Genomic DNA, 20,483 nt, shown 5'->3' with positions numbered 1-20,483 from the left:
CCCACGCCCGTGGGGTCGAATGTGTGGATGGTGCCCAGCACCCGTTCGACATCGAACAGGGGGATGCCAAGGCCATGGGCGGTCTGGAGCAGGTTCGCCTCCAGATAGCCCGCTTCGCTGATCTGGCCGATCAGCTGGGTGGCGATGAGCAGATCCATGCCCGACAGCGTGGCGCGGGCCTGCGCCATCAGATGTTCCTGAAGGCCGATGTCGGGCGCGGCGAAACTGTCGAAATCGGGCGCATCGTCGCCATAGCCGGCCGATAGCGCGTCCATGCCGCCGCCGCCGCCAGCGCCATGGGCAGGCTCGGCCATCCGGTCGGCCATTCGGTCGCCGGGACCATCGTCGATGAAGCTGGATGCGCCATGATCGACGTCGAGCGGGCTGTCTGCCGCGCCACGGCCCTGCGCGATCAGATCGTCCGCGCCGCCGCTTTCGGCCGACAGGGTGGGCGGTTCGACGCTGCGGTCGATGCCGTCGGGCGCGGGCGCGCCATCATCCGCGCCGCCGGTTTCGAGCAGCGGATTTTTTTCCAGTTCGCCCGCGACGAACGCCTCAACCTCCAGATTGGACAGCGTCAGTAGCTTGATCGCCTGCTGAAGCTGGGGCGTCATGACCAGAGACTGGCTCTGGCGAATGTCGAGGCGCGGGCCGAGCGCCATTATCCGCTGCGCCTGTCAGACAGAAGGGGGCGCGCGGTCATCATGTCAGAGCTGGAAATTTTCGCCCAGATAGAGGCGGCGGACTTCGGCGTTGGCGACCAGTTCGGTGGGATTGCCCGCAAACAGCACCTGACCACCATAGATGATGCAGGCGCGGTCCACGATTTCCAGCGTTTCGCGCACATTATGGTCGGTGATGAGAACGCCGATGCCGCGGGTCTTGAGATCCTTCACAAGGTCGCGAATGTCGGCGATGGACAGGGGGTCGATGCCTGCAAAGGGTTCGTCCAGCAGCACGATGGAGGGATTGGCGGCCAGCGCACGGGCGATTTCGCAGCGGCGGCGTTCGCCGCCCGACAGCGCCATCGCCGCCGAATCGCGCAGGCGGGTGAGGCCGAATTCGGAGAGCAGCTGTTCAAGGCGCGCTTCGCGGGCGTCCTTGTCCGGCTCCGCCATTTCCAGCACCGCGCCGATATTCTGCGCGACGGTCATGCCGCGAAAGATCGACGTTTCCTGCGGCAGATAGCCAAGGCCAAGGATGGCGCGGCGATACATGGGCAGGTTGGTGATGTCCTGTCCATCCAGCACGATGCGGCCATGATCGGGGCGCACGAGGCCCATGACCGAATAGAAGCAGGGCGTCTTGCCCGCGCCGTTGGGACCGAGCAGGCCGACCACTTCGCCCTTGCCCACGGTCAGCGACACGTCGGACAGAACGACGCGCTTGTCATAGCTTTTGGCGATGGAAATGACCGACAGGCCTTCGCCCACTTCCTGCGGGATTTGCGGGCGCTGGGCCGTCCGATCAGGGGTCATCACGTCGTTCATGCGTCTATCCTTGCAGCCCTGTGCCTGTATGTCCGCCGCAATTTGGGATGCACAGGGCAATTGGCAAGCTTTGTGCATGGGATTGCCGCCGGGGCAAGGGTAAAATCGCAGGCCGTTATTTGTCCCAGTCGGCCAGCGCCGGGCCGAGCGCCCGTTCGAGCGGCCCCAGCCATGGCGCGAAACGTTGCCAATGGTCGAGGCCGTCGGTGAAGATCGGCTGGCGCACCTGTTCGGAACTGGCGGTGCGCACGGCGCGTCGGTTGGCCCAGAAGGCAAGGCAGGCATCCTGAAACGGGAGGCCCAGCGCCGCGAGCAGGCGGGCGACTTCGCCCGGCGTGTCGGCGACCATGCGTTCGTAAAGGACGCGGTGGACCCGGCCGGGCATGGCGGCATCGAACGCCGCCATCGCCGCGACATAGTCGCGATAATAGGCGCCGATGTCGGCAAGGTCGTAGCTGAAGGTCTGGCCACGGGCGAAATGCTGTTTCCAGCCCGAAAAGCAGCAGGCCATCGGGTGCCGCCGCGCGTCGATGATCCGGGCATTGGGCAGGATCAGGTGGATGAGGCCGACATGTTGCCAGTTGTTGGGCATTTTATCGATGAAATGCGGCGCATCCGTTTGCCGGTGGATGCGGGTGCGATCCATATATTCCTCACCCAGGCGCAGGCGGTCGGCGGGGGTGAGCGACGCGGCCATGGCGGCGAAATCGGCAAATTCCCCTTCATCCACGCGCGATTGCAGACGGCCCGCGATCATCATCATGTCGGGCAGTTCCATCGTGCCTTCGACCGCGCTGTGGCTGGATAGGATCTGTTCGACCAGCGTCGACCCGGCGCGGGGCAGGCCGACGATGAAGATCGGATCGGGCGCGGGGCAGCCGCCCGTTCCCATGGATGCGATGAAGGGCGCGGAAAAGCAGTCGCGCGCGGCGGCGACTTCGGCGGAAAATTCGGCGGCGTCGTGGTGGATCAGCGTGCGGCGCAGGCGGTTGCCGGCATCATATTGGGCAAAGGCAGCGGCGTCTTCGCCCGCATCCTCCAGCGCCTTTCCCAGCGAGAAATGGAGGTGGAAAATATCCTCCTGCCGGGTGGCGGCGTCGGGCGCCAGCGTGGCGAGCGCGGCGTGCATGGTCGCGATGTCGGCGACGTCCAGCCTGACCGTCTTCAGATTGGCGAGGCTCCACCAGGCTTCGCCCATGGTCGGTTGCTGGCCCACCGCCTGTCGATAGGCATGGACGGCCTGTGGCTGATGGCCGAGCGTTTTGAGCGCATGGCCGAGATTCTGCCAGATTTGCGGCTGGGCCGGATCGGCGGCGAGCAGGCCTTCGTAAATGGCGCGCGCGCCGTCCTGATCGCCCAGTCGGACCAGCACGGACGCCTTGATAAGGGCATAGCCGGGGTGGCGCAGCGGCGATTGGATCAGGATTTCGGCATGATCCAGCGCCTCCGTCAGCCGGTTGTTCTGGATCAGCAGGCGGATGAGGAAGTCGCGGGCGAGGTCGAAACCCGGCGCCAGTGCCACCGCGCGTTCGACCTGTTCCAGCGCGCGGTTCATGTCGCCGCGCCGCCAGAAAATCTCCCCCGACAGGCGGATGGCGGGGGGATCGGTGCGATCGGCGAGTGTCGCCTGTGCGGCGTCAAGGTCGCCCGCATTCATCGCCATCGCCGAATCCAGCAGCATGCGATCGCGCGAGGAGGCGTGGACGCCCGACAGGTCGGCGCGCCATGCGGCCTCCGCCCGGCCGGTGCGGCGCAGATGGGTGGCGAGCAGGAACCAGCCGCTCGCGATGCCGGGCTGCTGCCGGGTCAGGGCGTCCAGCGCGGCGATGGCCTGTGCGCTGTCGCCCGCATCGTCGGCGGCCTGCGCCATTTCCCACAGCATGGCGGGCAGGGGCGGCTGACGGCGGGCAAGGGCGGCAAGGCGCGCCAGCGCTGCCTGCGGACGGCCAAGGCGACGGAGCGCCTGCCCCGCGATCAGGTCCGCAGGGGGAAGGCCGGGGGCCTGCCGCAGGATGGTTTCCGCCCGTTCCAGCGCGGCGGCGGGATCGCTTTCCAGCAGGCGGGCGGCATGGGCCAGCGCCTGATCCAAGGGAACAGGACGGGCATTTGCGCGGGCGGATAACGGCATGGACATGTCCTATTTCCGGTTCGCATGCAGCATGAACGGGATTTCGCAGATGCGCAATGCGGGCGGAAAAATCCTGTCACGAACCAGCAAAGTAAGCTGTTGACTCCTGCCTGCATTGCGACATTATCGAAACAGGACGAACGTCAAGAATAAGCGTCCATGGGGTAGTATCATCATTTCAGGTCTGTCGTGCGATGCGCGGCGAGCCGGGATCGCAGCGCGGTTCCGGTCGCGGGTTCGCGCATATGCGACAGCATCGGTCGGGATCATGTCCGCAGGGGGCAGGGTGCATTGCGTCAAAGCCACATGGGCAAGCCATGGGCATGAACGGGGAGAGCGAGACGGGAGGCGTGATTTCATTCGAGGGGGAGTCCGACGATAATGAAAATCCAGTCTCGTCACCGCCAGTTTCGCCGCGGGTCGCATGTGATGGCGCTATTGGGGATGACCACCATATTGGCGGGGATCGCCAGTCCCGCCATGGCCCAGACATCGCCAGCCGACCCGGCAACGATGCCCGATGAGCAGGGGCCGGACGGTCAGGGGCTGGGCGAGATCGTCGTCACCGCGACGCGCAGCGCGCAGAGCATCCAGAAAGTGCCGATTTCCATGCAGGCGCTGGGCGCGGAAAAGCTGGCCGAGCGGCAGGTGAAGGGCCTCAGCGATTTCGCCACCCTGTTGCCGTCCGTGTCGTTCGAAGGGATCGGGCCGGGGCGCAACACCGCCTTTTTCCGCGGCATCGTGCCTGCGGGCGGCGCCTATGCTTCCGTCGGCTATTATCTGGACGACATGCCCATCACCGGCACCGAAGTGCCCGACATCCATGCCTATGACATGGAACGTGTGGAGGCGCTGTCCGGGCCGCAGGGGACGCTATATGGCGCGGGATCGCTGGCGGGCACGATCCGCCTGATCACCAACAAGCCGACGCTGGACAAGTTCGAATTCGGTTATGACGTCGAAGCCAATAAATATGGCAAGGGCGATTTCGGCGGGCAGCTGGAATCCTACATCAACGTGCCGGTCAGCGAGACTTTGGCCGTGCGCGCCATGGGATATTATCGGCGCGACGGCGGCTATATCGACAACACGCCCAACAACGGATTGCTGAACAACGGATCGCCCGCCGTCTACAATCTAGGCGACAATAATCCCAACACCTTCTGGAACCTCAACAACAGCGACATCGCCAAGGATGACTACAACACGATCCGCGAATTTGGCGGGCGGTTGCAATTGCTGTGGGAACCGGTCGACGGATGGTCGTTCAACCCGTCCATCACCGCGCAGAAACAGGTGGCGAACGGCTATTTCGGTTATGATCCGCGCGTGGGCGATCTGGAAGTCCATGATTATGACCAGACGAAGAATGACGACCGCTGGTATCAGGCGGCACTGTCCATCCATGGTCATATCGGCGACTGGGACGTGGTGTCGGCGACCGGCTATTTCAAACGGCGCACCCGCACGCTGAATGACTATACCTATTATACCGTCACCTATGACGGGTTCGGGCCGGGTTATGAAAGCTATCTGCAATTTTTCGACAATTGCAGCGGCACCGGCGCGGCGCAGCGCTGTTCTCTGATCGACCCGACCCAATATTATCATGCCGATACGCACCGCAACAAATTCACCCAGGAATTGCGGATCAGCACGCCCAAGGATTGGCCGTTCGACGTCACCATCGGCGGATTTTACCAGCGGCAGGCGAACAAGCTGAACACCAGCTACGCCATTCGCGGGCTGGACACGATCACCGGCTATACCGCGACCGGCGGCGGCGACGTGCCCGGCGGCCTGATCGGCGTGCCCGCCATGTATGGCATTGCCTATGACGACGATGGCAATCCCTTCTTCGACACCAGCGACGTCATCAACCCCAATGGCAACCCGCTGGGCACGATGTTGCTGGGCACGCAGGCGGTGAAGGGCGATGCCTTCTATTTCGTGGAGCAGGACCAGCTGTACCATGACAAGGCGATTTTCGCCGAAGGCCATTACAACATCACCCCGACGCTGAAGCTGACCGGCGGCATCCGTTATTTCTGGACCGATTATAAGGTGAAGGGCTTTGCGGGCGTGGCGGCGTCAGCGGCGGCGCTGGGGTGCGACACGCCATTGTCGGCGACGGAGCGGCTGACCTGTATCAACACCAATCCGGTCGCGGCCGACGGGACCGGTCGGTACAAGGAAGATGGCGAGACGCACAAGGTGGCGCTCGACTGGCAGTTCCGGCCCGACAAGATGGTCTATTTCAACTATTCGACCGGTTTCCGCCCCGGTGGTTTCAACCGGCCGCTGCGCATCCGCAGCCTGGGGCGGCTAGTGACGGTGGCGCCGTTCGAATCCGAAACGCTGACCAATTTCGAACTGGGCGTGAAGACGGCATGGAATAATGTCTTCCGCTTCAACGCGGCGGTCTATCTCGAAAAATGGAACGACATCCAATATGGCGTGGTCGTGTCCGGCGCGCAGGGCGCGGGCATGACCGGCAATGCGGGCAAGGCGGAGGTGAAGGGCATCGAATATGATGCCGACCTGAAACTGGGGCAGATCACCATTTCCACCAGTGGCGCCTATAACAACGCAAAGCTGAAGGGCGATTTCTGCAACTTCGCGCTCAACACGCAGACGCTGTCCATTTCGCAGCTGAGCAGCTGTACGCTGGGGCAATTCGTCGAAGGATCGGCCCCGCCCACGCCCCAGGTCGCCGCTGCCAACGGGACGCGCCTGCCGCGCCAGCCCAAATTCAAGGGCACGACGTCGATCCGATACGATACCGACATCGGCGATTATCGCGCCTTCCTGCAGGGGGCGGCGCTGTATCAGACCGGCGCGACGCAGGATCTGAACGTTGCGAGCAATGCCTTGCTGGGCAACACCAAGGGCTTTGTCAGCTTCGATTTTTCAGGCGGGGTGAAGAAGGATGGATGGAGCCTGACCCTGTTCCTGCAAAATGCGTTCGACAAGCGCGGGCAGCTGACCCGCAATACATTCTGTTCGATCGACTTCTGTTCGGGGTCGTCGCGCACCTTCCCGATCAAGCCGCAATTTTTCGGCATCCGGTTCGGCCAGAAATTCTGACGCCGCACCGCCTTTTATCGGAAAACTGAATGTCGCCGCCGAATCACCGGTGATTCGGCGGCGACATTGTTTCGGCCGCGCGATGGATTGTTGCTGGCACCCGATCAACTGAACGCATCCGACTCGATCGGATTAATCGACAATTCAGGTTCAATATCAGCGCAATAGGTAAAATTGTAACAGCCACTCAATTCGACCGGGAGGATGCACAGCCGGACAGAATCGCATTGTCGGACCCACGGCGCTGAGCTTGGAAACATGTCGGTTTATTGACCAACAGGAGAAAAACATGTCGCCGTCTCTGACGAAAATGGCCCCGCTGGCCGTGATATTGATCGGTTCGCTGGGCCTGGGTGGCTGCGCCACGAAGGGGTTCGTCCGCGAACAGGTCGCCACCGTGAACCAGCGCGTGGATGCGCTCGACGCGAAATTGCAGACCACCGATACCACTGCGCAGCAGGCGCTGGCCGAAGCACAGTCGGCTTCGGGTCAGGCCCAGCAGAACAGCCAGCGCCTCGACCAGCTGAACGGTCGCGTCGATAGCGTGGAACAGCGGATGCAGGAAGCCCAGCGCAAGCGCGCCCGCAACTGACGCCTGCTGGCGTTTCGGCATGACCGGAGCGTACGGCGTCAGGTCCGACGCCGGGCAGGTTCCGGTTCTTGCCGTCGCATCACGTGCGCGGAAAAACGGTCCCCCATTTTCCGCATGATGTTCCAGTTTCCCTGGGCCGGCGCTTCCCTTGGCGTCGGCCCTTTTCTTGAGTGTTCCACAGGATGATCCGAGCTTTTCTGGCGCTGGCGGGCATCATGCTCGCGGCGACCACGCCCGTCCATGCCGCGCCCGCCAAGGCCCCATCGGCCAAGAGCAAATCGGCCAAGGCAAAATCGAAAGCCGCAAAGGGCAAGGCCGCGGCCAAGCCCGCACCGGTCAAGGAGGCCGAACCGCCGAGGCCATTGACGCCCGACGCGATGCGGGTGGCCGAATGGGTGTCGTCGGCCGGGGATAATCGCGCGCTGCCCTATATCATCATCGACAAGCAGGGCGCGCATGCGTTTCTGTTCGATGCGAAGGGCAAACCGCTGGCCGATGCGCCGGTGCTGATCGGCATCGCGCCGGGCGACGATGCGACGCCGGGGATCGGGTCCAAGAACCTGTCCGAAATCGGTCCGGCGGAAAAGACGACCCCGGCCGGGCGGTTTCTGGCGAAATTCGGCGTGGCTGCGGGCAAGCAGCAGGTGTTGTGGGTCGATTATGCGACGTCGGTCGCGCTGCACACCATCCCGCCGGGTAATCCCAAGGAAAAGCGCACGCAGCGGATGCTGTCGCCGGAGATAAGCGACAACCGCATCACATTCGGCTGCATCAACGTGCCCAAGCTGTTTTACCGGCAGAAGGTCAGCCCGCTGTTCCGCAAGAAGGGCGGGTATGTCTATATCCTGCCCGACAGCAAGCCGATCGAGGAGGTTTTCCCGCGTCTGCGCGTGCAGCCTTTCCTGAAGGCGGCGGCGCAGCCGCAGGGCGGGGAAGCGGCCGTGGGCATGAACGAATAAAATCGCCGCATAACCCGGATGGATTATTCAGGCTGGCGCAGCCCGGCGATAGACGGCAGGTGCGACCCGAAGGTTCGTCTTTTCGAAGGCGGCACTTCTTCACTGGCCCGGCATGTCTGCGCATGCCGGGCCATTTTGTCATTCAGCCCTTTTGCCCCGGATAGAGCAGGCGTAGCGATGCGGGCGCGCCGCATTGCCGGATGGCGCTTTCCACCTGACGCGCGCGTTCGGCCTTCAGCGTGGTGGTGGACAGCGGCAGTTGCCGTTCGCGGGCGATTTCTTCGGCGGTGAAGGGGGCGGCATGGCGCGGGGCGCTGGCCCCGCCCAGACCGAAGACGACATAGTTCATCATGTCGGCTAGCTGCTGATTATCCCGGATCCGGCTGTGCGCGACATTGGGCAGGCGGATCAGATAGGCGCGGGCCTGCGGCGTGCAGAGGAACCAGCCGACCCGGCCACGCAGTTCGGGCAGCTGCGCGGGCGCGGTGCTGCCCGACACGCCATGGCACCCGGCGCATTGTTCGACATAGTCGGCGCGCGCCATGTCGGGATCGGTAATGGCGACGGGCAGCGGCCCCATGGGCGGCAGCGCAGCGCGCAGGGTCGCGGTCGCGCCAAGGAGCAGGAGCGCGGCGCAGGACAGGGTGCGAGCCGTGGGGGCATGAATCCGCTTCATGTCCCTTCATCCATGTTCATGCCGGTTCGCGCCCTATGTTCCGACCAGCGCGAGGCCGCATATGCCACGCGGATGCTTCTCGACTGCGCTTGAAGCGAACGGTGGTCATAGCGGCAGCGCATGGGAAAAGAGCGGTCAGCTGGCCGCGCCGACCAGCACCGCGGTGGAGCAATGATATTCCATGCTGGTGGTGCCAAAGCACCAGATGACGTCATTATTGAGTTGCGGCATGTAAAGCTGGGTTTCGCGATCGGTATTGTCGCAGCCGCACTGACCGCAGGCGGGTTTGCCGCAGCAGTCGCGATAGGCGATCAGATAGGCCTTGCCATCGTCCGGGTTGATGCAGGTGCCGACCCAGCTGACCGGGGAAGGCTCCGCACCCGGCGGGCAGCTGTGAATGCCGCCGCCGCAACAGGTGCACAGTGCCCCGTCGATCGCGCAATAGCGCCAGTAATCGCATTTGGTGTCGTCCTTCGTCTGCGCGGTGCGGGCGAAGAAGGTCTTGGCTTCGGGCGAACGGTCGGGCTTGGCGGCTTCGGCGCGGCTGACGGGCAGCAGCGGGAAGGCAGGCGCGGCGACGAGTGCAGCGCCAAGGCGCGAGAGCATCGACCGGCGAGAGGTGCCGCCCGCAAATTTACGGAGCAGCTTTTCGCCCATGGCGTCGGCGTTGAATTTTTTCATATGTCTTGCCCCCCAATATCCCTCAGGCCGCCTGCGCCTTTAGCCCGCCGATATAATCCTGCACCGTGGCGATCCCCATTTCATGCGCGACGATCAGGCTTTCCAGATGCTCGCGGCTGTTGACCAGCCCCTTGGACAGGATCGCGCCTTCTTCGTCCAGCAATATGGCGAAGGGCAGTTTGGCGACCTGATACGCCTGCCCGACTTCGGGACCGTTGACGAAAGCCTGACCCTCCAGCCCATGCTGGGCGATCATCGCGCGCTGGGCCGCGACATCGTCGTCCCCCACGAAGGTCAGCGCCACGCGTTCGGCCTTCGCAAAGCTCAATGCCATGGGGATCACCGCCTTGCACAGCGGACATTGGGCGGACACGAACAGCAGCAGGCGCAGTTTCACGCCATGGGCGTGGCCGCCGATGCCGATCGGCTGGCCGTCGATCGTGCGGGTGGCAATGGCGCCGACCGCGCCGCCGACCGCCGGGCCGCCACCGGTCGCGAGCGCGCCGGCCGGGGCAACACGGATATGCAGCACGCCGACCTGCCGCGCCAGCGCCAGCAGTGCGACCGTCAGGCCGATGATGACGATCCATGAGACGATCTGGGAGATGATGAGCGAGGTCAGCATTTAGGATCTCCGATGCGCGGGCGATGCGGCAAGCGCGGCCAGCGACTGGAACAGCAGGCAGAGCAGCGTGATGGCGATGCCCCCGGCGGTGGCCGTGGCGATGTCCATCATGGTAAAGGCAGGCGCGGGCGGCAGGCGCAGGGCGAGCAGCGCGGCCAGCATGACGTTGCGCGTCACCAGCGGCCAGCCGATCGGGTGGCGCAGCGCCCCGTGACCGCAACCGCAATCGATATGGCCGCGCCCGCGCGCGATATTGATCGCCATCGCGCCTGCAAAGAGCAGCAGCAGCGCCATGCCCGTCAGGACGGCCAGCGGATGCAGGCCGATCAGCAGCGCGGCGCCGGTTGCGACCTCCGCCAGGGGCAGCGCTCTGGCTGCGGGCATGAGCAGCCGTCGGGGCAGCAGGCGGTAATTGGCGATGACGCCGGGCAGCAGCGCGCGATGCCGCCACTGATCGACGCCCGCGATCAGGAAGAGCAGCCCGACGGCGAGAGATGCGGTCAGGCCGAACAGGGCCAGCGCCTGTTCCCCCAGCAGGGCCACGGTCAGTAAGCCTCCGCCACGGTGATGCTGCTGTTCCCGGCGCGCTCGATCTTGTGCTTTTCCTCACCGGTGGTGACGTCCAGCACCAGCACTTCGCTCTTTTCATTATTCATGTAGAGCAGGGGTTTGTCGGTCTGGGACACTTCGATATTGCCCATGGGGTCTTTCAGAGTGAAGCGTTTCACGACCTTTTGCGCGACGACGTCGACCTGCCACACTTCTTCGCCCGGTGCCTTGTGCGACCAATATTCGCCCTTGTGCATCAGCACGAACAGCATGCCGGTCGCGCGATGCAGCGCCATGGGCTGGCGGCCGCCGGGATACCAGTTGACGTCCAGCGGCTTTGGGTCGCCGGTGCGCACGCCCGCCGCCGCCTGAATCGAAAAGGGCGCGGCGATGGTGGGCGTCGCGCTGATCTGCGCCGTGTAGATCTGCCCGGTATAGGTCAGGAAGACGCTCTGCTTCTTCTTGCGGTCATAGGCGAAATTGTCGAAGATCGGATCGTTGGTCGCGTCGAAGAAAGGCGCGCTGTGGCTGATGTCGCCCTTTGCCCCCTTGATCGCCACGGTTGCCAGTGACCCGTCCGAACAGAGCGCGGAAAAGCCGACGCCCGGATTGGGCATCAGGCTGGCGCAGCCGGGGAGTTCGATCGCGGCGGTGAATTTCTTTTTCGCGAGGTCCACGATGTTGACGCCCGATGTCGGGCTGAAATCATAGATATAGCCGGTCTTGCCATCATCGCTGACGATGAAATTATTCTTGCGCGACCCGATGAGGATGCGGCCGGGCAGGGGGATTTCGGTGACGAGGTTCAGCGTCCTGCTGTCATAGACGGTGACCATGTCTTGTCGGGTGCCACGATCCCCCTTCGACCAGATGGTTTCGGCGACATAATAATATTGGCCCCTGGGATCGATCGCCATGTCGGCGAGGCGACGGGTTTCGACCATCCCCTTCATCTTGCCGGTTTCGCCGTCGAAGATGCTTGTGCCCGGCATGTCCCACCCGCCATCGACATAGAACCATGTCGGCTTTGGCGGATCGATGGTCAGGACGTCGGATTCTTCGGGTTCGACCGATGCCTTCGTATCGGCGGGCGCGGCCTGCGCGAGCGAGGCGCCGACCAGGAACGGCGCGAACGATAGGATGGCGAAAATCCTGCGTGTGATGGTCGACATGCTGGCTAAACCCCCTGTGCCTGCTGCGTCAGGAACAAGGTTTGACAGCTGTCCAGATTCGGTCAAGGGGCGACACGGCATGGCAACAAATAAATGTTGCGGCGCGGCAGGATCAGGCCAGTTCGGGTTCCCGCGCGCCGACCGCCACCGGGGCCAGCGCGGCGATGTCCGCCGAGGTCGCGGTGCGGGCCAGCGTCACCAGCGATTGCACGGCCAGCGCGGTGAAGGCGGGCATGCGGTCGGCCCATGGTTTGCCATGGCCAAGGAAGGGCGTGGCGCCCTCCATCGTCGCGCTGATGAACAGGGCGACGGTGCGCACATCGTCGGGCGACAGGGCCGGATTGATGGCGGCGACATGATCGCCGATCACGCCATGGACGCGATCGTAAAAGCCCTTCACCCGTTCGGCAACCACCGCATTATGATTGGCAAGTGCCCATAATTCGGTGAAAAGATGCGTCGTGCGTTTCGACCCGATGTCGTCCAAGCACAGGATGATGACCAGTTTCAGCCGTTCTTCGGCATTGAGGCCGGGTTTCTGAACGACTTCGTCGAGCAGCTTGCCATAGCTGTCGACCAGTTCGTCCAGCAGGAACTGGATCAGCATTTCCTTACGCGGAAAATGATAGCTCACATTGCCCACCTTCATGTCGCATCGCGCGGCGATGCGACGGATGGTAAAGGCATCCGCGCCCTCGTCAATCAGTACGTCCATCGCGGCCTTCAAAATGGCATCGACGGTTTCTGTACCCTTGGCATAAATGCCGGGACGGGAGGGGGCGATTGTCTGCGTCATCTGACCTATATTGGATGCTCTATCACCGCTTTCCAGCGGTGGCCAGCAAAGATAGGTCGGCGATGGCGGGTTTTTCCCGGTCCTTCGTTATCTAGTCCCCAAAGAGTTTGAATTCGGCCAGTCGGACGGCTTTGCCCATCGCCTGCGTGAAGAGCAGCCGGACCCTGGCGGCGCGGATTTTTTCAAAGCGCAGGTCGGTGACGCCATTGGCGAGCGGGCTGCCCTTTGGCGTGGCGATATCGCGCCAGACGCCGTCCACCCATGCTTGCAGGCGATAGCTTTGCGGGACGGCGAAACCCTTGCCATCGGCGAAAAAGGCCAGTTCCGCGCGGGCAAGGTGGGTGGGCCGGCCAAGGTCGATGGCAAACCATTGTTGCGCGGGAGAAGGCGCCGACGACCAGCCATTGGGCAGTTCGGGGAAGAACCAGACGCGCCCATCGATGGCGTCATGAACATTTTCCATGTCCGTATTGGTGGACGCCGACCCCATCGGATAATGTCCGCGCACCAGCTGCACCGCCAGATTGATCGGGCGGGCGATGACGGGCGTTGCGGCGCGGGACAGCGGCAGTTCGATTCGGGCGAGCGTGTCGCGGCGGGCGACTTCGCGGCCGTCGACCTCGATCGAAAGGCCCTTGCCGCGCCCGTAGTGGCTGCCGTCCGCATCCCATGTCACCGCGACCCTGTGCCCATGATAGGGAACGTCCTGCACCCGGAACCATGGCAGCGCCTGACTGTCGCCAGCGTCGGGCAGCAGCGGGTTCACCTCCAGCACGTCGTCGGGGCGCGGGCGGATGCCGACAAGGCCGGTCAGGATCAGGTCGATGAAGCCCGAATGGAAATAATGGTGGCTGCGGTCGAGGCCGACGATCGGCTGGCCGGTTTCGGGATGATAATCCTCCTCCAGATCCAGTCGCCGGTCCTTGCCCGTCCCCTGATAGTGAAGCGCGGCATATTGGCGCAACAGGCGCATATAGACGCTGCGGGTGACAGGGCCGGTTTGTTGCCGGTGGTCGAGCAGATTGGCCATGCCATGCAGCACCTGCGTCGTCTGATAGGGCCAGATGGGGCCATTCCACTGGCATTCGGGGTCTTTGCCCAGATAGCGGTACTGGCGCATATAATATTCGTAATTCGCCTCCACCGTGCGCATGCCCGCCTGGCCCGCCAGCGATGCGGGATCGAGCAGATGCGCCCATGCGGCGGCATATTTCGCATCGTCGGGGACGAGGTCGAACATCCATGGCAGATAGCCGACCAGTTCGCGGTTGCGGATCGGGTCCCAGTAATTGACGAAGGCGTTCTTGCGCGACTGGTGCCGGTCGATGAAGTGGCCGAGCCTGTCTGACCACAGATCATCGAGGACGCGTTTTTGCAGGGCGTCGGCGCGGGCGGCATAATCGGCAGCCATGCCCCTGTTCCCCGCCATTTCCGCCATTTTCGACAGGGCGCGGGCGTTGGCGAACATATAGCTGTTTACGGATGGGCGGAAGGCGTCGCCGCCCCGGAAGCCGTCCTTGCCGCCCGACGAGTCGATCGACGACACGGTATATTCGGTGGCGTCGAGCAGAGGCTCCACGAAATAGAGGCCCTTGTCGAAATCGAACTTGTCGTCCCACAGGCGATAGATGTGGTTCATGACGGGCAGATGTTCGATCGCGTCGGCCCGGTCGCCGTCAACCAGATAGCGGCCCCAGACACTGTCGGCCATATGATCGGTAAAATGGCGGTCGTTGCCGCCGCTGCGATACATGAAATTGATATAGTCGTCGGTGAAGCGGCGGTCGTTCAGCCAGCGCCCTTCGCCGATATGAAATCCGCTGGCGTCGTTCAGGCTGGCATAGGGATGGCGTTGCCAGTCGACATCGTCGAAAAATTCGGTGGTGATATAGCCGTCTGTACCCAGATCGCGCTGATGCCCGCGGAAAATCTGCCAGCGATAATAATAGACCGCGTCGATTAGCGGATCGGCGGATTCGAAGAAGGGGATGCGGTCGCGATACCAGGGCGCGTCATTGCCGAAGCGCTGATGCCCGATGGCGTCGCGGTCCATCTGCGGCGCTGGCGTGGCGGGCGGGGGGGCGGGCGGGGAGGCGGCGCCGATCCCGATCATCGCGGCCCCGGCCAGTAGCAGCATCCTCATCGCGCGCATCCCACGTCCTCCCTGTCGGTCACATATTTGTCAGTCATATATGAATATGGCGGCCGGTCCGGGATGTGGAGAGTCATCCCGAAACGGCCGCCATGAAAATGGGGCGCAGCGAGGAGGCGCCGCGCCCCATGGCACTCTTTAGAAGCGGAAACGTGCGCCGAACTCGAAAGTACGATCATAGGTGCGCGTGTCACGCGGCGTGTTGCTATATACGCCGGTCAGCGAGTTCAGGCCGTTGAAGCGGTCCTGATAGGTCCGGTCGGTGATGTTCGTGGCATCGAACGTGACCGTGATCGCAGGGGTCACGTCATAGCTGGCCGAAAAGTCCAGCTGTCCGGTCGGTTCCGCGACGATGGTGCTAGCCTGAACGCCGCCCGAATTATAGCTGTCCACGAAGCTGGAGCGCCAGTTATAGGCCAGACGTGCCGACACACCGTATTTTTCGTAGATCGCGACGACGTTGTACGAATATTTCGACACGTTGACGATACGCTGATCGCCGCCGTTGATCGGGTCTTGCGTCTTGCCGACGGTGTAGGTGCCGTTCAGCTGGGCGCCCAGGCCGCTGAGTGCGCCGGGCAGGAAGTCGAAGAACTGCTGATAGGCCAGTTCCACGCCCTTAAGCGAACCCGATCCGGTATTGCGCGGACGATTCACCAGCCACGTGTCGCCCAGATATTCTTCAGGCTGGGAGTAGGTCTGGATATAGCCCGAAATCTTGCGATAGAAACCGGCCGCCGTGATCGACGAGTTGCGGCTGGGATAATATTCCAGCGTGATGTCGTAGGCGTCCGACTTGATCGGCGTCAGGGCGGGATTGCCGCCGCCGCCGGTGCCGGCATAACCCTGATTACCGGTCGATCCGCTGGGTACATAGGTCACAAGCGGGTTGAGATCGGCAAAGTTCGGGCGGGTGATGGTCTTGCCAGCGGCCAGACGCAGCTGCAGATTGTCCATCAGGCCAAAGCGCGCATTGATGCTGGGCAGGGCGTTCAGATAATTCTGATTGCTGCTGACGCCATTGCCCGCAAGCGCGGTTACGGTGTTCACGACACGGACACCGAAGACGCCGTCAACCGGGACCGAGCCCAGGTCGAAGCGATAACCCGCCTGCGCGTAGAAGGCGTAGGTTTTTTCATTATTGAAGAAGGCCAGATTGGGTTCGAACGGACGATCGCCCGCGGCCTGACCGAACCAGCCGCGCACGGTATCGCTGTTGTCGAGCAGATAGTCGCCATTGGCATCGAGGAACTGGCCGATGCCAACCTTGCCCTTGACCAGACCATTGGGGGACAGATCCCAGAAATCGCTGGGCAGGGTGCTGACCAGAACCGGGTTTGCAGCAGTGATCGGGATCGATGCCGTCGCCTGCGACGTGACGCGGCGGTTGGTGTAGCGTGCGCCGATCTTGAAATTCGACAGGAAGCCTTCGTCGAATTTATGTTCGACGTCGCCACGCCAGGCCCACTGACGGCTGATCGCGATGCTGTGGTTGTCGAACAGGGTGCGCAGCGTAAAGTTCGACGGATCGGTCAGGTCGACGCCTTCGATGTCGATCTGCGGCGTGCCGCCATTGTCGAAATTATAGGTCGCCTTTGGCGCGTTGAACGACGTGTCGACGATCATGTTGCGGTTGGGCAGGCGGCTGCGGTTATAGGTGATTTCGGTCGTCAGCGTGGTGTTGTCGTCCGTTTCATACTTTACGCCACCGTTGATCTGGTAGGTGGTCGTCTTGTCCTGATAGGCCTGATTGCTGGTGATGGTATAGGCGTTTTCGACGACTACCCCATTGGCCAGGCCCGGATAATCGGGGTTGGGCGTGATCGATGTGACATTGCCGGCCTTGGGCAGGCCGACGAAGAAGTCGGTGTCGAAGCGATTCTTATACTGGGTGTAGAGGCCGTCGACGTAAAATTCGAGATTGGGGGCAGGGCGCCACTGAACAGACGCATTATAGGCGGTCCGGCGACGATCACCCTTGGTATAGAGGCCGCCCACGGTGTCGGGAACGCCGACCTGATTGCCGGTGGCCGGATCGGCGATCGGGTTCGATACGAAATCGAATGCCGTATTGTCTTCATAACGGCGGCGGTTGTGCGACGCGGACGCCATGATGCCGATTTCACCGATGGACGTTTCCCAACGGTTGCTGACCAGCAGGCTGCCCAGATAACCCCATTTTCCAGCCTGATCGCTGTAAACGGCACGGCCGCCGCCGGCGATCTGCAAACCGTTGAAATCGAACGGGCGGCGCAGGCGCACGTCGATGACGCCCGCAACGCCGCCTTCGACCAGATCCGGGGTGCTGGTCTTGTAGACATCGACGCCTGCCAGCAGTTCGGCCGGAATGTCCTGAAGCGCGATGCCACGTGCCGTGCCGGTGAAGGCTTCGCGGCCATTGAGCAGGGTGGCGGTGTTGGGCAGGCCGCGAATGAGGACCGTGGTTGATTCGCCGCCTGCACGGGTCACCTGCACACCGGTCACGCGCTGAAGGGCGTCAGACACCGTGTTGTCGGGCAGTTTGCCGATGTCCTGCGCAACGATCGAATCAACGATCTGGACCGAATTCTGCTTGATACGCTGCGCGCTGGCGAGCGAGGCGCGAACGCCGGTGACGACGATGTCTGCTGGCTCATCGCCCTGCGGTGCGGCGGTGGTGGCCGCGTCCTGCGCCTGTACGGCGAAGGGCAGCATGAGTGCGAATATGGATGCGGATGCGAGTGCGACCGGCTTGAAAGCCATCTGGATTCCTCCCCTAAAGCTGGCACTTGGGCCATGCATGAATTACTCGGACTAATTATTGCTCCGACAAATGAATCGCAAGCGGAATCTTGATGAGTGGTCCCACGAAATGGGATCGCTTGTGACAAATATGCCGCATGGTAGGAAAAGTACGGAATCCCCGGCGGAAATGCCGAGGCACAAAGCAAAAGAGGCCGATCGCGCAGGGCAATCGACCTCATTCATCATATGATTTGTCGGACTTGTTCCGTCAGTCAGCGCGCCAGTAGGCGGTCGTGTCACGGCTGCCGACGAGGCCGATACGGCCATCGGCCAGACCCAGCGCCTTGCCCGGCACCGCGATGGCGGCGAAGCGGAGCAGATCCGCGCCCTTTTCCTCCAGCCGGACGAACTGGCTGCGCAGCGAGAAATCGGCCGATTTGCTGTCCTGTTCCAGCGTGACCGACCCATCCTTGTTTGCGACCAGATAATGATCGGGCATCAGGATGGGGGACAGCATAACGCTCTGCTTGCCCGCGCGGCCGGGCGTCTGGCGGAACTGGGTCTGGGCCAGAGTCGGGTTGCCGCCGATCAGCTGCATGCCGTCATGGGCCAGCAGCGATGTGGGGTGCGCCGCCGAAATGAAGCGTTCGGGGATCGGGCCGTTGCCCACCGGCACGCCGAAATCGGGGGTGCCGTCGGCGGCGTAATAGAGGCGCTGGACGCGGGTGTGGCGGTCGGGGTTGAGCAGCGGATCGCCCTGGATCGCCTTATAGTCGCGGCCATGGTAGACGAGGATGTCGCGCCCCTTTTCATCCACGGTGAAGCTGTTGTGGCCGGGGCCATAGACGCTGGTCTGTTCATTGCTGACGAAGACCGGAACGGGCGACTTGGTCCAGCTTTTGGCATCCAGCAGGTCGGCATTTTCGTCTGCCGTCAAAAGGCCAAGGCAATAGCGGTCGTCGGTCGCGCTGGCCGAATAGGTCATGAACAGGCGGCCGTTGCGATGAAGAACGGCCGGCGCCTCCGCCACCTTGTAGCCGCGCACTTCCCAGTCGAGCGTGGGCACGGTGAGGCGCGTGACCGTTTCGCCCAGTTTCAGCGGCGATTCCAGCTTTGCGATATAGAGGTTCGAATTGGTTTCGATGCCGGGTTCGCGCTGCGCCCAGGCGAAATAGCGCACGCCCTTGTGCACGAAGCTGGTCGAATCGAGATTGAAGCTGTCCCACGGCGTCTGCATTTCGCCCGCGACGCTCCATTTGCCGGTCATCGGATCGGCGCCGTCGCAGACGATGGCATAGGTGCGGATGCGGAACACGTCGTCCCCGCCGCCCGCGGGACCGGCGGCGAAATACATATACCATTTGCCGTCGATCTGGTGGAGTTCGGGCGCCCAGATATAGCCCGAACGCGGGCCGCTCTTTTCATGGCGCCACAGCACGGCTTCTTTCGCAGTGGCAAGGCCCGCGATCGTTTTCGACCGGCGCAGGACGAGGCGATCATATTCCGGCACCGATCCGGTCAGATAATAATAGCCGTCGTCATGGCGGAAAACCTGCGCGTCGGCGCGCTGCTTCACCAGCGGGTTGACGGCGACGGGGGCGTCGATTTTGTTGGATTTGGCCTGCGCGCTGAGCGGCAGGGCAGCGGGAATGGCGGACAGGGCGGCGGCGCTGCCGATGAAGCCGCGGCGGGACAGGTCGAAGGGCATTTTTGCGTCTCTCCAGGGAGTAGTCGGACTAAATAGCTTTAATATTCGGCTTGGGGCCAGCCGTCAGCCCCCCATCGAACCGGGGCGATGCGCAGGGTGGGGGCGCCGTTCGCCTGCTTGTCATAGGCGTGGTAGACGACATAATCTTTGCCGTCCCGGTCATGCAGCCAGCCCGCATGGCCGGGGCCGCGGAAACGCTGCTGTTCCTGAAGGTCGGCGCGCAGGAAGATGGTGCCGCCGCCCTCCATCAGGGGACTGCCATCCTTGCCCAGATAGGGGCCGGTGATGTCTTTGGAACGGCCCATGACGGTGTAATAGGTGCTGTTCGCGCCCTTGCAGCAATAATCATAGCTGACCATCAGCCAGTAATAGCCGCCATGGTCGACGATGAAGGGCGCCTCCACCGGGGCCGGACCGCCAGCGGGTGCGGGGCGGCGGGCGATGGATACAGGCGCGGCCTTCGGATCTTTGGGCTTGCCGCTTTTGGGGTCCAGTTCGAACAGCTTGATGCCGGTCCAGAAACTGCCGAGGCTGAGCCAGTGGCATCCTTCGCGGTCGATGATGAAATTGGGGTCGATGGCGTTATAGTCGCTGTCCCTGGTGGACATGACGACCAGCCCTTCGTCGCGCCAACCGTAATTTTTCGCCTTGGGGTCCAGCGTCGGGCTGGTGGCGAGGCCGATGGCGGAGCGGTTGGAGCCGAAGGTCGAGACCGAATAATAGAGGCGATAGCGGCCGTTCACATAGGAAATGTCGGGCGCCCACATGCCGTCGCTGCCGGGGATCGCTTCCCTGGCCCATGCGGGCAGGGCGGTGAAGATCGGATCGCCCGCCGTCCAGTGGATAAGGTCGGGCGAGGTGCGGGTTTCGATCAGCCGCTTGCCATGGCCGGTGCTGAACACATGATAGCTGTCGCCTTCGCGGGCGATGACGGGATCATGGGTGGGGACGAGATCGCCGGTCAGGCGATCGTTGAGCGTCGCGGGAGACTTGGCAGTTGGTTGCTGGGCTGAGGTGGGTCCAATGGCTGCGAGCAAAGCGAGGCCCGTCAGTGCGAGTGTGAGTTGTCGGGCCATGGCGACCTCTCCATAGATAAAACCACGTGCTCCTGCGAAGGCAGGAGCCCAGTTCCAACGTTTCAACT

At 63.0% G+C, this 20,483-nt stretch carries 15 protein-coding genes and 1 pseudogene; 3 read left to right on the top strand and 13 right to left on the bottom strand.

Going from position 1 to position 20,483, the window contains the following annotated elements; genetic code table 11:
- The 3 genes and pseudogenes from ACOJSJ_RS02265 to ACOJSJ_RS02255 all read right to left on the bottom strand — a co-directional run.
- Positions 1 to 662 (bottom strand): annotated as a pseudogene (locus ACOJSJ_RS02265) (RNA polymerase sigma-54 factor); the annotation flags it as partial.
- Positions 663 to 707: 45 nt separating this feature from the next.
- The gene (lptB, locus tag ACOJSJ_RS02260) at positions 708 to 1,490 is read right to left on the bottom strand and encodes an LPS export ABC transporter ATP-binding protein (RefSeq protein ID WP_420143364.1); all 783 of its coding nucleotides are present in this window, start codon (positions 1,488 to 1,490) and stop codon (positions 708 to 710) included.
- Positions 1,491 to 1,605: 115 nt separating this feature from the next.
- A complete protein-coding gene (locus ACOJSJ_RS02255; RefSeq protein WP_420143363.1) occupies positions 1,606 to 3,618 on the bottom strand; it encodes a sulfotransferase in 2,013 nt (670 codons plus the stop codon).
- A gap of 429 nt (positions 3,619 to 4,047) precedes the next feature.
- On the opposite strand from ACOJSJ_RS02255, the gene ACOJSJ_RS02250 reads away from it, so the two are divergent.
- The 3 genes from ACOJSJ_RS02250 to ACOJSJ_RS02240 all read left to right on the top strand — a co-directional run bounded on the left by ACOJSJ_RS02250 (position 4,048) and on the right by ACOJSJ_RS02240 (position 8,256).
- Positions 4,048 to 6,705 (top strand): TonB-dependent receptor, encoded by a 2,658-nt coding sequence (locus ACOJSJ_RS02250; protein WP_420143365.1) that lies wholly within the window; start codon positions 4,048 to 4,050, stop codon positions 6,703 to 6,705.
- 289 nt (positions 6,706 to 6,994) lie between these two features.
- Positions 6,995 to 7,297 carry a hypothetical protein gene (locus tag ACOJSJ_RS02245; RefSeq protein ID WP_420143362.1) on the top strand — a complete coding sequence of 101 codons (303 nt, stop codon included), beginning with the start codon at positions 6,995 to 6,997 and terminating at the stop codon, positions 7,295 to 7,297.
- A gap of 182 nt (positions 7,298 to 7,479) precedes the next feature.
- The gene (locus ACOJSJ_RS02240) at positions 7,480 to 8,256 is read left to right on the top strand and encodes a hypothetical protein (protein ID WP_420143361.1); all 777 of its coding nucleotides are present in this window, start codon (positions 7,480 to 7,482) and stop codon (positions 8,254 to 8,256) included.
- A 142-nt stretch (positions 8,257 to 8,398) separates the two neighbouring features.
- Here ACOJSJ_RS02240 and ACOJSJ_RS02235 read toward each other — a convergent pair whose 3' ends face one another.
- The 10 genes from ACOJSJ_RS02235 to ACOJSJ_RS02190 form a co-directional block, all read right to left on the bottom strand.
- Positions 8,399 to 8,932, bottom strand: coding sequence for a c-type cytochrome (locus tag ACOJSJ_RS02235; RefSeq protein ID WP_420143360.1), 534 nt, complete (start codon positions 8,930 to 8,932; stop codon positions 8,399 to 8,401).
- A gap of 135 nt (positions 8,933 to 9,067) precedes the next feature.
- Positions 9,068 to 9,613, bottom strand: a complete 546-nt coding sequence (gene mauA / locus ACOJSJ_RS02230) for a methylamine dehydrogenase (amicyanin) small subunit (RefSeq protein ID WP_420143359.1) — start codon at positions 9,611 to 9,613, stop codon at positions 9,068 to 9,070.
- 22 nt (positions 9,614 to 9,635) lie between these two features.
- Positions 9,636 to 10,238, bottom strand: a complete 603-nt coding sequence (locus ACOJSJ_RS02225; RefSeq protein WP_420143358.1) for a methylamine utilization protein MauD — start codon at positions 10,236 to 10,238, stop codon at positions 9,636 to 9,638.
- Positions 10,239 to 10,781, bottom strand: a complete 543-nt coding sequence (locus tag ACOJSJ_RS02220) for a MauE/DoxX family redox-associated membrane protein (RefSeq protein ID WP_420143357.1) — start codon at positions 10,779 to 10,781, stop codon at positions 10,239 to 10,241.
- A gap of 2 nt (positions 10,782 to 10,783) precedes the next feature.
- Entirely contained in the window at positions 10,784 to 11,959 is a 1,176-nt protein-coding gene (locus tag ACOJSJ_RS02215) for an amine dehydrogenase large subunit (protein ID WP_420143356.1), read from the bottom strand.
- A 112-nt stretch (positions 11,960 to 12,071) separates the two neighbouring features.
- Positions 12,072 to 12,755 (bottom strand): TetR/AcrR family transcriptional regulator, encoded by a 684-nt coding sequence (locus ACOJSJ_RS02210; protein ID WP_420143355.1) that lies wholly within the window; start codon positions 12,753 to 12,755, stop codon positions 12,072 to 12,074.
- Between the two features lie 91 nt (positions 12,756 to 12,846).
- Positions 12,847 to 14,907 carry an MGH1-like glycoside hydrolase domain-containing protein gene (locus tag ACOJSJ_RS02205; RefSeq protein WP_420143354.1) on the bottom strand — a complete coding sequence of 687 codons (2,061 nt, stop codon included), beginning with the start codon at positions 14,905 to 14,907 and terminating at the stop codon, positions 12,847 to 12,849.
- A gap of 138 nt (positions 14,908 to 15,045) precedes the next feature.
- Positions 15,046 to 17,649 (bottom strand): TonB-dependent receptor, encoded by a 2,604-nt coding sequence (locus ACOJSJ_RS02200; protein ID WP_420143353.1) that lies wholly within the window; start codon positions 17,647 to 17,649, stop codon positions 15,046 to 15,048.
- 250 nt (positions 17,650 to 17,899) lie between these two features.
- Positions 17,900 to 19,339 carry a family 43 glycosylhydrolase gene (locus tag ACOJSJ_RS02195; protein WP_420143352.1) on the bottom strand — a complete coding sequence of 480 codons (1,440 nt, stop codon included), beginning with the start codon at positions 19,337 to 19,339 and terminating at the stop codon, positions 17,900 to 17,902.
- Between the two features lie 38 nt (positions 19,340 to 19,377).
- On the bottom strand, positions 19,378 to 20,415 hold the full coding sequence (locus ACOJSJ_RS02190; protein WP_420143351.1) for an arabinan endo-1,5-alpha-L-arabinosidase: 1,038 nt from the start codon (positions 20,413 to 20,415) through the stop codon (positions 19,378 to 19,380).
- Positions 20,416 to 20,483: the final 68 nt, after the last annotated feature.

This window comes from Sphingobium sp. (assembly GCF_048594625.1).
GTDB lineage: Bacteria > Pseudomonadota > Alphaproteobacteria > Sphingomonadales > Sphingomonadaceae > Sphingobium.
Note: the sequence above shows the minus strand (reverse complement) of the source record. Positions and strands in the feature narration are given on the sequence as shown.